The 13,468-nt window shown below is 62.2% G+C and carries 13 protein-coding genes and 1 pseudogene; 7 read left to right on the top strand and 7 right to left on the bottom strand.

What is annotated here, in order from left to right:
- Window positions 1–71 precede the first annotated feature (71 nt).
- A complete protein-coding gene (locus tag OKW35_RS15985; RefSeq protein ID WP_429552535.1) occupies window positions 72–812 on the top strand; it encodes an SDR family NAD(P)-dependent oxidoreductase in 741 nt (246 codons plus the stop codon).
- Between the two features lie 36 nt (window positions 813–848).
- On the opposite strand, the gene OKW35_RS15980 is transcribed toward OKW35_RS15985, so the two are convergent.
- Window positions 849–1,598 carry an SDR family oxidoreductase gene (locus OKW35_RS15980; protein WP_429552534.1) on the bottom strand — a complete coding sequence of 250 codons (750 nt, stop codon included), beginning with the start codon at window positions 1,596–1,598 and terminating at the stop codon, window positions 849–851.
- Between the two features lie 99 nt (window positions 1,599–1,697).
- Here OKW35_RS15980 and OKW35_RS15975 point away from each other — a divergent pair, with 99 nt between their 5' ends.
- Together OKW35_RS15975 and OKW35_RS15970 are read left to right on the top strand one after the other, a co-directional pair.
- A complete protein-coding gene (locus OKW35_RS15975; RefSeq protein WP_184010480.1) occupies window positions 1,698–2,612 on the top strand; it encodes an AraC family transcriptional regulator in 915 nt (304 codons plus the stop codon).
- Window positions 2,613–2,620: 8 nt separating this feature from the next.
- Window positions 2,621–3,052: pseudogene (locus OKW35_RS15970) on the top strand (glycine cleavage T C-terminal barrel domain-containing protein); the annotation flags it as partial.
- A 105-nt stretch (window positions 3,053–3,157) separates the two neighbouring features.
- Here the strand turns inward: OKW35_RS15970 and OKW35_RS15965 are convergent.
- The 6 genes from OKW35_RS15965 to OKW35_RS15940 all read right to left on the bottom strand — a co-directional run bounded on the left by OKW35_RS15965 (window position 3,158) and on the right by OKW35_RS15940 (window position 10,640).
- Window positions 3,158–3,358 carry a BON domain-containing protein gene (locus OKW35_RS15965; protein ID WP_311540538.1) on the bottom strand — a complete coding sequence of 67 codons (201 nt, stop codon included), beginning with the start codon at window positions 3,356–3,358 and terminating at the stop codon, window positions 3,158–3,160.
- A 31-nt stretch (window positions 3,359–3,389) separates the two neighbouring features.
- Window positions 3,390–3,719 carry a hypothetical protein gene (locus OKW35_RS15960; RefSeq protein ID WP_429552533.1) on the bottom strand — a complete coding sequence of 110 codons (330 nt, stop codon included), beginning with the start codon at window positions 3,717–3,719 and terminating at the stop codon, window positions 3,390–3,392.
- Window positions 3,720–3,794: 75 nt separating this feature from the next.
- Entirely contained in the window at window positions 3,795–5,240 is a 1,446-nt protein-coding gene (locus tag OKW35_RS15955) for a DUF5939 domain-containing protein (protein WP_429552532.1), read from the bottom strand.
- Between the two features lie 118 nt (window positions 5,241–5,358).
- On the bottom strand, window positions 5,359–8,664 hold the full coding sequence (locus OKW35_RS15950) for an adenylate/guanylate cyclase domain-containing protein (protein WP_429552531.1): 3,306 nt from the start codon (window positions 8,662–8,664) through the stop codon (window positions 5,359–5,361).
- Window positions 8,665–8,967: 303 nt separating this feature from the next.
- Window positions 8,968–9,915 (bottom strand): pseudouridine-5'-phosphate glycosidase, encoded by a 948-nt coding sequence (locus OKW35_RS15945; protein WP_429552795.1) that lies wholly within the window; start codon window positions 9,913–9,915, stop codon window positions 8,968–8,970.
- Between the two features lie 62 nt (window positions 9,916–9,977).
- Window positions 9,978–10,640, bottom strand: coding sequence for a dihydrofolate reductase family protein (locus OKW35_RS15940; RefSeq protein ID WP_429552530.1), 663 nt, complete (start codon window positions 10,638–10,640; stop codon window positions 9,978–9,980).
- Between the two features lie 264 nt (window positions 10,641–10,904).
- On the opposite strand from OKW35_RS15940, the gene OKW35_RS15935 reads away from it, so the two are divergent.
- From OKW35_RS15935 to OKW35_RS15920, 4 genes are all read left to right on the top strand, one after another.
- Window positions 10,905–11,414, top strand: coding sequence for a DUF1269 domain-containing protein (locus tag OKW35_RS15935; protein WP_429552529.1), 510 nt, complete (start codon window positions 10,905–10,907; stop codon window positions 11,412–11,414).
- 146 nt (window positions 11,415–11,560) lie between these two features.
- Complete coding sequence (locus OKW35_RS15930; RefSeq protein WP_429552528.1) at window positions 11,561–12,688, top strand: alanine--glyoxylate aminotransferase family protein; 1,128 nt, start codon at window positions 11,561–11,563, stop codon at window positions 12,686–12,688.
- A gap of 149 nt (window positions 12,689–12,837) precedes the next feature.
- Complete coding sequence (locus tag OKW35_RS15925; RefSeq protein ID WP_429552527.1) at window positions 12,838–13,197, top strand: hypothetical protein; 360 nt, start codon at window positions 12,838–12,840, stop codon at window positions 13,195–13,197.
- Complete coding sequence (locus OKW35_RS15920) at window positions 13,198–13,458, top strand: hypothetical protein (protein WP_187613074.1); 261 nt, start codon at window positions 13,198–13,200, stop codon at window positions 13,456–13,458. It begins immediately after the preceding gene.
- Window positions 13,459–13,468 lie beyond the last annotated feature (10 nt).

The raw sequence follows: 13,468 nt of genomic DNA, 5'->3' as shown, positions 1-13,468 counted from the left end.
ATCCGCCGATTATCATTGACTGGGGTGGCAATTACGATGTCAATTCCATCCACCAACTGGCAGCAAGTTCAATGACTACTCTCGCAGGCAAGATCGCCGTCATTAGCGGCGGAACGACCGGTATCGGCCTGGCGATTGCCAGGCGATTCGTCGCCGAAGGTGCTCACGTCTTTATCTTCGGTCGGCGCCAAGGCCAGCTCGACGAGGCCGTCAAACTGCTCGGACGCAACGTTACCGCGCTTCAGGCCGACGCCGCGAATCTCGATGACCTCGACCGTGTCGCTGCGGCAGTCAGGGACGAAAAAGGTGTCGTCGACATCATCGTGTCGAACGCGGGCTTTACCGAGCAGGCTTCGATCGACACCATCACGCCTGAGCATTTCGACAAGGCATTCAACCTCATGGCGCGCGGCCCGGTATTCCTGGTGCAGAAGCTGCTGCCGATGATGACAGGTGGTGGGTCGATCATCCTGGTTTCGTCGGCCATGCACGTCATGGGCATCCCTGGTCACACCGCCTACGCGGCGACCAAGGCCGCGTTGCGTTCCTATGCCCGCACCTGGGCCGCCGAATTCAAGGATCGCGGCATTCGCGTCAACATGCTTAGCCCTGGTGTCACCGACACCCCGATTCTCGACGCCCAGTCGGCGACACGCGAGGATCTGGTCAGCATGTACAAGAGCATGGCCCCGATTGGTCGACTCGCCCGCGCCGAGGAGATGGCCAGCGCGGCGCTCTTTCTCGCCTCCGAACAGAGTTCCTATATGACGGGCGCGGATTTGATGAATGACGGCGGCATCGGCCAGGTCTGAGGCCCGAGGCTCTCACCTCCGCGATTTTTACTCGTGCTATTTAGCGGCCGCGTTGTACCACTCGACAGCGTCCTCGCCGGCGGGGATGTCGAACGGGCTCGATGAATCGGTCGCTGCGAGCCAAACCGCTTCGGCGACATCCGATGCGTGCGTGACGGCCGTTTCTTTCTGCCAGTTTGAGAAAATCTGCTCCACGAGCGCGCCGTACGGCTCGGCGAATCCGTCTTTCATACGTGCCTGCGCGTTCTCGCCGAAGCGGGTGGAAGGCGCGCGTCCCGGCAGCACGACACGCACGCGCACATTGAACTGCTCCAGTTCGAGCGCGAGCGATTCGCTGAATGCGTTGACCGCGGACTTGCTCGCGGTGTAGACCGACAGCAAATGCAGCGGTCTGCAGGTGACGGTCGACGTCACATTGATGATCACACCTTCGCGGCGCTCGCGGAACTGCGGCAACACGGCCTGCGCCATCGCAATGGTACCGAGCGTATTGGTCTCGAAGATATCGCGCACGGTGTCCATCGGCGTTCCTTCGAGCGCGTTCAGAAAACCGATACCCGCATTGTTGACGAGCACGTCCATCCGACCGGCGGCATCGATGACGGCGCGAATGCTTTGCGGGTCCTTCACGTCGAGGGCGAGAATCGAAAGACGATCGGAGCGCGGCAAGAGGTCTTCGCGTGGCGCGCGCATCGTGGCGATAACGCGCCAGTCGCGATCCAGAAAATAACGCGCGATTTCGAGGCCAAAGCCGGACGAGCAACCGGTAATCAAGACGGTCTTCATATCGAATCCTGTGGTTGGTGACAGTCCCAACACAATAAGTCCTGACCACCCGGACTCGCTACAATTGAGCGTCCAGGTTTCATTCGAAATCGTCCGATCATGATCGACCCGCTCGCCGAAATCGTCACATTGCTGAAGCCGACGCCCACGTTCTCGAAAGTGCTGAGCGGCGCCGGGCGCTGGCGCGCGAGCCGCACGGAAGTCGGCCAGCCGTTCTATTGCGTGGTGCTCGAAGGTTCCTTCCGTCTATCCGTCAATGGTTGCGAGCCGCTCATTCTTCAGGCCGATGACTTCGTGCTCGTGCCCGAAGTTTTTAGCTTCACGATGACGAGCATCAACCCGCCCGACGATGACGACGTCTCCGATATCGCGCCCGCGGCACTGCCCGACGGCAGCTTTCGTTTCGGCGATGCGTCGGTCGCGCCAGAAGCCCAATGGCTTGCGGGCCTCTGCGCGTTCGGTTCGCCGGATGCGGCCTTGCTTGTCTCGCTCTTGCCCAAGCTCGCGCACGTGCGCGGTGAACCCAGGCTGGCGACGCTCGTCAAGCTCGTGAGGGAAGAATCGCGCGCGCAGCGGCCCGCGCGCGAGGTCGTGCTGGCGCGACTGCTCGAGGTGCTCTTCATTGAAGCGTTGCGAGCCACGGGGACGGGGGCGTCGCCCGGACTCGTCCGCGGCCTCGCCGACGCCCGTCTCGCGCTCGCCATCCGTCATATGCACGAGAGTCCGCACAAGCCCTGGACGATCGCACAACTCGCAAAAACCGCCGCGCTTTCACGGTCCTCTTTCTTCGATCGATTCAGCCGCGCAGTCGGCGTGGCACCGATGGAGTATCTGTTGTCGTGGCGCATGGCCGTCGCGAGGAGCCTGCTGCGCCGGAACGAAGTCAGCATCGCAGTGATCGCGGAACGTGTCGGTTACGGCTCGGCGAGCGCATTCAGCGTCGCGTTCACGCGTCATGTCGGTCTGCCGCCCACGCAGTATGCTCGAGACGCAGCGAATGTCGTCGCTCGATAGCGTCATAAAAAGGCTATCGGGCCTGGGGCCGCGAGCTTTCGCCGGATTGCAATCCGTTCGAGGCAGGCCTGGCGTTCGCCTGCAAGCTCGACCAGGACATCGCCTTCCGCGGTCGCGACGCCCTTCTGCGTCTGCGCGAGGCGCCGCTGCGCCGGCGTCTCGCGATCCTGACGGTCGACGGCGCCGAACATCTGATGCTGTGGGGTGGCGAAGCAATCTTGCGCGACGGCAAGCCGGTAGGGGCGGTAACCTCAGCCGCGTTTGGGCATACATTGCGATGTCCGGTTGCAATGGGTTTCGTGAACCGTGCCGATGGTGCCGCCGATGCCGCGTGGCTCACGCAAGGCCGCTATACGATCGACGTGGCGGGCGAACAGGTGAGGGCAATCGTGCATCTTAGGGCGCCGTACGATCCGCGATCGGAACGCGTGACGGGCTAAATGCAGCGAGCTGAGGCGAGAACGACCCCGAAATCAGGTTTTCGCGCAACAGTCGCGCGTTGCGTCTTCGTGGAGCTTCCCGAAGTGATGAGATCAACATCGAGCCTATCCGGCCGATGCCGCGAGACGTTGCTCAATGCTTGCTGCATCGCTCTTTCGCACTGTCAATCTGTTCGTCACCGACTTGACTCCCAGCACTGATCTTGATGCATTGCCAGCGCGCGAGATCTGCCAGCTTTCCGGCACCGATCCGGTGAGCGTGACGACGCCGTGGCTCGCCCTGATGTGAATCTCTGAATCATCCATATCCGGTACCCGCCTGAGGGCGCGGCGAACGTCACGAACTATCGAAGTATCCGGCCTGGGTCGAGGCGGCGAGCCCGAGGCCGCCACCCTTTGTGCGACCGCGCCGGCCGTCGCGCTCATACCTTGTTGCGCGTTCGCATAGGCCGCGCCGCTCGCGATGGCCGCAATTATCATTGCGCCGATTATTCTGCTCGCATTGCTTATGTTCATGCTGGCTCCTTTGGGTTCTGCCAACCTTGCAAAATCCGCTGTCATTGTCGAACGATTTCTTTGACCAGCAGATCCAGGTCGCGAGCGTTTCCTCGGAACGCGGCTGAACGCCGCGCATAGGGAGCAAACCGGCTGCGTCGTTCTTCTCCATCTCGGCACCTGTCGGGTTCGACGTTGAGCAAACAGGAATAGCCTCAAGAGGAGGCAAGATCGGCGCCGTAAGCCGTCACCACTCGGACACGATGCGATACACGCTTGCCCTGCCCTGGAGGCCGCGAAGCGGAGCCTCAAATTCGACGACAGTGCGGCCACCAAGGAGGTCGCGGACCCCAGGCGCACTATAGAGCGCTTCCGAAATGCAAATCTCCCCGGCGTCGGCGAGAGACTGCACGCGCGCGGCGACGTTGACGGCCTGGCCGAAATAATCGAGATTGTCGTTCAGTGTCACCGCAATCGACGGCCCGCAATGTGCCCCGATCTTCAGGATGATCGCCGGTTCTCCACGTTCGCGATTGAAGCGCCCGATTTCCTCCACGATACTCAACGACGCGGAAACCGCGTCCGTCGGTCGACAAAAGACGGCCATCACAGCGTCGCCAATCGTCTTTACGATAGCGCCGGAATACCGTTGTGCGATCATCTCGAGCAAGGCGAAATGCTGTCTGACGAGGCCGTACGCATTCAGATCACCGATGCGTTCATACATGGCCGTCGAACCCTTGAGATCCGTGAAAACGAACGTCACTTGCCGAATCCCAAGGCCTTCCTTCTCGTCAACGTTCTCCGAGCGGAACAGGCGCCGGAAGGTCTGTCGCGCCACCAGCGCCCCTCCGGAGAGATACGGTTCGAATTCGAGCGGCGGCTTGATGGCCTGAGCGACGACCTCTGGAGGCCAATTGATCAAGAGCAGCGACCCGCGCGTGCTCCCGGTATTCCTTACTTGAATGACGACAGGACCAGGCGGCACAACGGAGAGCGCCGGGGCAAACCGTTGACCGTCATAACCGACCTGCAACAGTGTCGGCGAGGTGGCGGGCTCACCAGCGACCGGAACAATGAGAGCGGCTTGTGTCTCGACATTCACACCCGTCAAGGCACCGGGGCCAAGAACAGCCTGCAGGGTCGTCGTCGAACCTGGCGGCAGGAACGTGAGGCCGCGCACTAGCCCCCGCAAGAAGTCGAGAAACCGGACTTGCTGGCCGGCGAACCGACCGTCACCGTTAAATCGCAGTTTCCAGTGGAAATCTTCCACGGAAAGCGACTCGGGATCGTGGAACGTCAGCCGTCGAAGTTCGGGCGATATTGAAAACGTGACCTGGATGAAATCGTCGAGGTCGGTTTCGCCCGTAACGTCGCATAGCCCACAGACGTAATGGGTCTTGAGAGTACGCAATGATCCGAAGCTGTGGAGGACCATTCCCGACTGCGGACAAAGAACGTCCCAGTTCATCTCGAACAATCCGTATCGCGCCGCATGAAGAAAGAGGTCAATGCATTCAGCCTCGCTTATGCCGCGATCTCGCGCAAACGCCAGCGGATTGACCCGGTAAACGGACAGCTCGTCGCCGCTCCTGATCAGAGTCTCGAGCTTGGAAATGACGCGCGGACTCCATGATCTCGCCTGCTCGATCGCGATCATTTTGCTATCGAGAAGCCGATCGTCAATGTTCATCGTCGTGGCCAGGTCAACGGAAAACAGTCAGACACAACTGCCGTGTCATGTCGCTTTACCTTGGATTGCAAGATACGGTGATGGTTGGACGGCGTCAACAGGAGTGAGCGCGGCGACCCTATCCTCCTCTATCGGCCTCGCCCGAAAGCGCGGCCTCGATCGCCTGGAGCGCATAAAGGAAACCCAGGCTGCTGCCCTCCTGCCGTAGCCGCTGGAGTTCCTTTAGCGACGCCGGATCGCGATTGCCGGTTCCATACGAGACAAGCGCCCGTGCGCGCGCCACGAAAAATCCGGAAAAGGGCGATGGCTCGCGGCGTGCGTAGTCTTCAAGGGCCGCAGCATGGTGCGCGGCCGCCTCCCAGCGTTTGCGGTCGATGCATGCATCTATCGCATCACGTCGAAACAGAAAGTGGTTGTGGCTCACCGCTCCGGCCGCGAGCAAAGCTTCGCCCTCCGCGAGCGCCTGTGCGAAGACAACGGGGTCGTCCGTCGTGCGCGCGAGCACGCCGAGATAAGCGGGGCCCAGGTAGTTCATGCCGGTCTCCCGGCTGATCGACAGCGCCGCTTCGATATCGGCGCGCGCTTCGCGCGGACGGCCGGCGACCCGATGCAATTCCGCGCGAAACGCGAGCGCTTCACCTTCGAAGCGCCTTGATTTCAGCTCGCGCGCGCACTGTAGCGCAGGAGCGACGTGCTCCCACGCGCGATCCCACTCCGCGCGATCGTGCAGGCAGTGCCAGGCAGCGTGATGGGCGACGGCGAGTGCGCGGGGATGCCCCACCTTCTGCGCTGCGGCGACGCTGGCAAGCGCGGCGTCGAGTGCGCGCGCGGCTTCGCCGGTAAACCACGTCGTGATCGCCCGCATCGGAAGGTTGGCGACCTCGATCCGTCCGAAGCCATGGCATTGGCAGAGTTCGATGCAGCGGCTGAAGGCCGCGTGGGCGCTGATCATCCGGCCGCGCATGTACTCGCCATCGCCAAGGCCGCCGAGTGCGGCCGCCTCCTGTTCGGGATCGCACGCGTCGCGCGCGAGGGCAAGGCTGCGCCCGTGCTCACGCACGCAGCCGTCGATATCGCCGCGGGGAAAACACAGATTGCCGCGCAGGAAGTGAATGCGCGCCTTTTCGCGCCACAGGCCTTGGGAAGCTTCAGCGGCGTAGTCGAGGTCGGCCCATGCACCGTCGAGATCGTCGATGATCCGCTTCACCGTGGCCCGCCCGATCCATGCGCGGCAACGCTCCGCGTCCGTCGTCGCATATTCGAGGGCGATTTCGAAGGCATGAAGTGCCGACTTCATGTCGCCGAGGTCATGCAGGACGTTGCCATGTAGACACTCGAGCGCGGCGCGGTCGCTACGTTGATCCGCGAGATCGAGACCTCGTTCGACAAGCCGGAGCGCGGCTTCATGGCGGTGCCCCGACGCCTGCGAGCGCGCTGCTTCGCAATAGGCGAGCGCTGCCCCGGGTTCTCCCGCGCGATCGAGATGTTCGGCTCGCAGGACGAGGTCGCGCTCGCCGTACCACTGTGCGGCGCGACGATGCAAATCGCGGCGCCGGCTTTTCAGCAGCCCGTCATAAATGGCGTCGCGAATCAGTGCGTGATGGAAGATGAATCCGGTGCCCTGACGTCGTAACAGCAGACCGATCACAAGCGGTTCCAGCGCAACGCCGGCATCCGCATCGGCGCCGGCGCCATCGACGAGAAAATCGACCGCCTCCTTCTCGAACAACTGGCCGAGCACCGAGGCAGCCTGCAGCACTGTCTTATCGGCGGGATCAAGCCGATCCAGCCGCGCCTGTACGAGGCTTCGCACCGACCCCGGCACGCCGGTCCCTTCGCCGTCCTGCGCATCGTTCAGCAACTGCTCGAGAAACAGCGGATTGCCCGCCGCCCGTTCGATGCAGCGTCCCGCCAGACCTGCCTGCGCCCCGGGAAACGATCTGGCCATCGCATGCGCGTCGCCGGCGCTCAGCGGACCCAGATCGATCAGCGAATACGGTCCGCCGGTCGCCACGCGCCACGGCTCTTCACTCGAATCGCCGTGCGTCCGCACTGTCAGGACGAGTACGGCCGGACATCCCGCCATCGTTTCCGATAGTCCGGCGAGGTCGCGAAGCGTCGATTCGTCCGACCAGTGAATATCCTCGACGACCAGTACCCGAGGTTGCTGGCGGCTCGCGCGTTGGACGAGCCGGGTCAGGGCGTTGCGTCGGCCGCGAACGCGCATTTCATTGTCCATGGCGTCGTAGACCGCCCGGTCCTCGAACCCCATCGGTAAATCGACCAGATCTTCGAGAAAGAGTGCGTCGCCAGCGTCGATCAAACCGCTGGCGAGCGCGTGCTCGACGCCAGTGGCACTCGCAGCTCCGTCAGTTGAGCCGTCGGCTGCCAACAGGCCGCGCACGAGAGACTGGATTGCGCCACGTCCGGTTGACGCACCGAAGTCGAGCACGAGGCCAGTATGAGAAAGGAATCCTGACTCCCGTGCCTCGCGTTCGAATTCCTCGACCAGGCGTGTTTTGCCGATCCCGGCCTCACCGCGCAGCAGAACGGTGCGTCCGCCTCCGGTGTCGCGGCAGGAATGGAGCACGGATCGAAACTGCCGCATCTCATGATGCCGGCCGACGAACGGCCGGCCCGGGCGTGCGCGCCGAAGGCCGGCAATACACCACGCCGTGACCGCTTGCGCGAAGCCTTTGACCGACAGCGCGCCGCGTTCGACACAGTCCAGGCGGTCAGCCAGCGGGCGTCGCACGCTTTCCGAGATCAGGATCGTCCCCGGCTCAGCCGCATCGGTGAGACGCGAGGCGAGGTTGACCGTGTCGCCGGTGACGGTGTATTCCCTGTGAGTCGCGCTACCGGTGCCGCTTGCGACGACTTCGCCGCCGGCTATGCCGATATGCACCCAGACCGGGCGGCCGAGCGCACGCGACAGGTCGGGCATCCCGTCCCTGATCGCGAGTGCCGCCCGCACGGCGCGTTCGACATCATTGCCATGCGAGACCGGCGCGCCGAATACTGCCATGACGCAGTCGCCGACGTGCTTGTCGACGTGCCCGCCATGCTGCTCGATGGTGCGGTCAACCTGCTCGAAGTAGCGATCGAGCACGGCGAGTACTTCCTCCGCGTCGACTTCACGGCTCATCCGCGTGAAGCCACACAGATCGGCGAACAGGACGGCGACCTGCCGTCGTTCGCCTTTCGCCTCGCCAGGGCTCGCGGCGCTGTGCCGGGGCCCGGTTCGCGCCCGCAATTCAGTCAAGGCATCGAGCAGTTTGCGGCGATGACCGACCGACGCAATACCCAGTTCTTTCAGATCGTCCGCGGTGAGATCGCGGAGCACGTCGGCGTCGATGGCGTTCTCGCGAAACACCGGTTCATACCGCTCCATTCCGAGGCTGTGCAGCCACACGGCGACGTCCACGCGCCCTCCCGAGAGGAAGGTGTCGAATCCGTCAAAGATAGCACGGGGCTGGCTTCGTGGAGCCCTGCGCCCCGGGCGGCGGCCGACGCATCGCTGCCGCCCATCGGCGCGGTTGTCGACCGGTGGAAAGCAGCGGAGAAGGTGCGTCTCGCGCGTTGCCGATTGGACGACTGGGACTTCCGCGAGGCAGATATCGACGAGCCAGCGCCTCAAATAGCGGCCGGGCGAACAGCTTCGGCACTGGCTCGAAATCAGCGCGGTGGCCGTCAAGGAAATCACCAGCCGCGCGAAACGGCAGTGAGGCTACACCGCGCCTGTGCTGGGCTTTGAGCGTGCCAACGCTAGCGCCAGCCTTGCGCCGACCTCGGCGTTGTGTTTCATGAGCGCGATGTTTGTGGCCAGGCTGCGCCCGCCTGTCAACGCCTTGATGCGCGCCAGCAGGAAGGGGGTGACGGCCTTGCCGGTGATTCCTTGTGCAGCGGCCTCGTCGAGCGCCTGCTGGGTCAGGGCGTCGATCTCTTCGAACGACATCGCTGCGGCTTCCGGCACCGGAGTGCTCAACACCACACCGCCGTCGAGGCCCAGGTCCCACTTGGTGCGAATGAACCGTGCCTGTTCCTCCGCGTCGTCCAGCCTGAAGTCCGCGCGAAAGCCGCTGTCACGCGTGTAGAACGCCGCAAAATTGTCCTGTTCGCAACTGAGCACCGGCACGCCGTGGGTTTCCAGGTATTCCAATGTGAGCCCGATGTCCAGGATGGACTTCGCACCGGCACAGATCACCGCCACCGAGGTCTTCGCCAGTTCCTGCAGGTCGGCCGAGATGTCAAAGGTTTCATGCGCGCCTCGGTGTACGCCGCCAATGCCTCCGGTGACGAAGACCTCGATGCCGGCCAACGCCGCACATATCATCGTGCCAGCCACGGTCGTGGCGCCCAGCCCGCCGCCGGCCAGCACGGCCGGCAGGTCGCGGCGGCTGACCTTATGGACGTGGTCCGATCGGCCGATCGTTTCCAGCTCGTCATCCGAAAGGCCGATGTGGATTCGCCCATCGATCAGCGCAATAGTCGCCGGCTCGGCACCCGCGTCACGGATCAAGGCTTCCACTTCGCGCGCGGTGCGAACGTTCTCCGGGTAGGGCATGCCGTGGGCGATGATGGTCGATTCCAGCGCCACGAGCGGGCGACCGGAGGCCTGCGCAGCGGCTGCAGGCGCGCTCCAGGTCAACCAGGAGCGTGCAAGGTCAGCAACCATGTCGATCCTTTCGGTGGTGTGATTCACTGAAGTATGCGGTACAAGAGGCCTTCAGCGAGTGCTTAGGCGTCCGTGTGCCCCTGGCGCCTTAGGACGACATGCGTGGCCTTCTCCGACGCTACGAATTCAACGCATTCGTATCCCAGAGCCCGCAAGTCGACCCCTTCGAACAGCGATTCTCCCCGGCCGAGCAGGACCGGCGCGACGGCAATGTGCAGATCATCGATGAGGCCCTCGCGAAGATACTGCTGAATTGTGTCCGGCCCACCGCCAATCCGCACGTCCATTCCGGCAGCGGCCTCGCGTGCACGGTCGAGCGCCTCGCGAATGCCTCCTGTTATGAAGTGGAACGTCGTGCCGCCTGCCATCTCGATGGGGGGACGAGCGTGATGGGTCAAGATGAAGACTGGAACGTGATACGGTGGATTGTCTCCCCACCAGCCTTTCCAGTTTGTGTCCGGCCAGTCCCCACGAATGGGTCCGAACATGTTCCGCCCAAGAATCCAGGCCCCGACATTCCGAAAGCCACGGGCGGCGAAATCATCGTCAACCCCGGTCGTACCGCCGTCCTTGCCGAACAAGGCTTGCTGGAACGTGTGTGTTGGGACTAGCCACTGATGCAGTTCCGTCCCGCCAACGCCGAGCGGATTGTTGATGTCTTGATTCGGGCCTGCACCGTATCCGTCGAGCGAAATAGTGAAGCCCGCAATGCGAACGCGTGTCATCGTTTGCCTCCGTTTAGACGCCTAACGTAATGTGGACCGCAAACCTGCATGGTTTGCCGGAACTACGCGAAATAGTCTGGCAGCAGATTTTTGCTCAACCATACGTCTCCAGGAGAAGTTTTCCGAATTTGTAAGCTGGCATACAGCGGCGACCATCCATCCAAACACGGCACGCACCTGCTAAGAGCCAACTTTTGCCTGCCGCAGGCGTACGATGAACGGCATAGTCCCGTTTGAGGACGGCTTGATTGATGGAGGGTCGAGATGAGACGTCTTTATTTCCTCGCATCTGACACGTCGACGGCGAAGGCGATCGTAGATGACTTGCTGCGGACGCGGATCACATGGCGACATCTCCATGTTCTCGCGAATCACAGCGTCGCACTCGAACAGTTACCCGAGGCAACTTTGCTGCAGAGCAGCGACGTCGTGCACTCGCTCGAACGCGGCGTGGCGCTCGGCGGTGCGACCGGAGCGCTTGTCGGCCTCGTAGCGCTGGCGTTTCCTCCCGCGGAGCTCGCTATTGCGGGCGGAGCCGTCATCGCATTGACGTTGGCGGGTGCCGGCTTCGGGGCCTGGACGGCCGCGATGATCGGCGTCGCCGAACCGAATGCACGACTCGAGCGCTTTCGAAACGCCATCCGTGACGGCCAGCTCCTGATCATGGCCGACGTGCCTGGATCGCGCGAACAGGAGATCGAGCAGATGGTCGCGCAGCATTTTCCGAAGGCCGATATCGAGGGCGCGGAGCCCACGACACCGATCTTCCCCTGAGAAGCAGTCGGGACGAGGCGAGCGGCGCCACCTTTGGCGCGACTGCGATCGAAGAAGGGCGGGGACGTCTCGGCCGATACCGTTGCAGGCAGCTTTCGTTAGAATCTGTCTTCGATTCTTTTACTCGTCAATTACCGGAGGCGAACGTGCCAGGTCTACTTCCCGATGTCGACCGCGATGGACTCCTCGAATATTCGGTCGTCTACACCGACCGATCAATCAATCACATGTCGCAGCTCTTTCAAGGAGTCGTACGCGATATTTCCGGCGCCCTGAAAAAAGTCTACAACGCGAAGTCGGCCGTTATCGTGCCGGGCAGCGGGACTTTCGGCATGGAAGCCGTCGCCCGGCAGTTCGCGACGAACAGGAAGTGTCTGGTCATCCGCAATGGCTGGTTCAGTTTCCGCTGGTCGCAGATTTTCGACATGGGCGACATTCCGTCTGAATCGGTGGTGTTGAAGGCGCGTCCGGTCGAACGAGGTAGGCAGGCCGCATATGCACCGGCTCCGATCGAAGAAGTCGTCGCTGCGATCAAGGAAAACAAGCCGGATCTGGTCTTTGCGCCGCATGTCGAAACCGCATCCGGGATGATGCTGCCTGATGCCTACTTGCGCGCGGTGTCCGACGCGGTGCATGCCGTCGGCGGCATGTTTGTACTGGATTGCATCGCCTCCGGTACGATCTGGTTGGACATGCAGGCCAGCGGCATCGATGTCCTGATCAGCGCACCGCAAAAAGGATGGAGCGCGTCACCTTGCTGCGCAATGGTCATGCTCAGCCCTCTCGCCCGCGAAAGAATCGACGCAACGACCAGCACCAGTTTCGCTTGTGATCTTGGGAAATGGCTGCAGATCATGGAAGCCTACGAGAACGGCGGGTTCGCCTATCACGCCACGATGCCCACGGACAGTCTCGCGACGCTGCGCGACGTCATGAAGGAAACCGAGGCATATGGCTTCGAGAAAGTCAGAGCCGAGCAGCTTGAACTCGGCAAGCGCATTCGCTCGCTCATGAGTGACAAAGGTTTCAAAAGCGTGGCGGCTGAAGGTTTTCAGGCTCCTGGCGTCGTGGTCTGCTATACGGACGATGACGGCATACGATCCGGCAAGAAATTCGCCGATGCCGGCTTGCAGATCGCGGCCGGTGTTCCCCTTCAATGCGACGAGCCAGAAGACTTTAAAACCTTCCGCGTCGGATTATTTGGGCTGGACAAACTGCATGACGTCGAAGGTGTGGTCGCCAGGCTCGCCAAGGCGTTGGACAGTATTCTTTAGAGCGTTTTTCCAAAGCACGTGCGCGTGGCTCGCTTTCGCGACCGACCGCCGCACGGCGCCGCGGATGGTGCGACTGGCTGCGCACCATCCGGTTGCAAGTGGCTGTGCGACAGGTCTCCCGCGCGATACAGAAACCGTTCCAAAGAAGAATGATGGGCTGCGTGCAGGCGATACGGCAGCAGCGGGAAAAGGCTTCCCGCTCAGCCGTGCGCGCGCAGAAACCGGCCAACGCGGACATGCCAAGGTCGCTCTACCGCGACACCCCACGCGTGCCGCAGAACTTCGACAATGCGCAGCCGTTCAAGTACACACCGGACGCGATAAGCGACGATGTGCAGAGCATCGCGGCGCGCGGAGTGAGCGAAGCGCACGAGGCAGAATGCCACGCGCAGTACGAACGAGACATGGACGAATGCACTGCCTATCGGATGGCAATGGGTGGGCAGAGATTCATGGATGTGTGCTCGCAGAGAGCATTTCAGAACCATCAACGATGCAGAAGATATTGAATGGCAACTCACCCCCAAAAGCGATGTGTCGTGGTCATGTGGTCGGAGGAAAAGCAGGCACTGGTCTCCTATACGCTTGAGGTTGAAAAGGTGCTGGCGGTTACCACGCGACAGTTTCCTTTAGAACTGCCGGTGGCCGACTACAACAATACGCTGGACGATGAGTTCGCGCGTCGGTTCGGCGGGGCGACGCTCAATCTTCTCGCTCTCTCAAATCCTGAACTCAGGCCGTTCATCAAGATTACCTCGGCTAACGACTGACTTGCTGAAT

Source organism: Paraburkholderia sp. MM5477-R1 (assembly GCF_050436385.1).
GTDB lineage: Bacteria > Pseudomonadota > Gammaproteobacteria > Burkholderiales > Burkholderiaceae > Paraburkholderia > Paraburkholderia tuberum.
The sequence above is the reverse complement of the archived record's forward strand: the minus strand, read 5'-3'. Positions and strand labels throughout refer to the sequence as shown.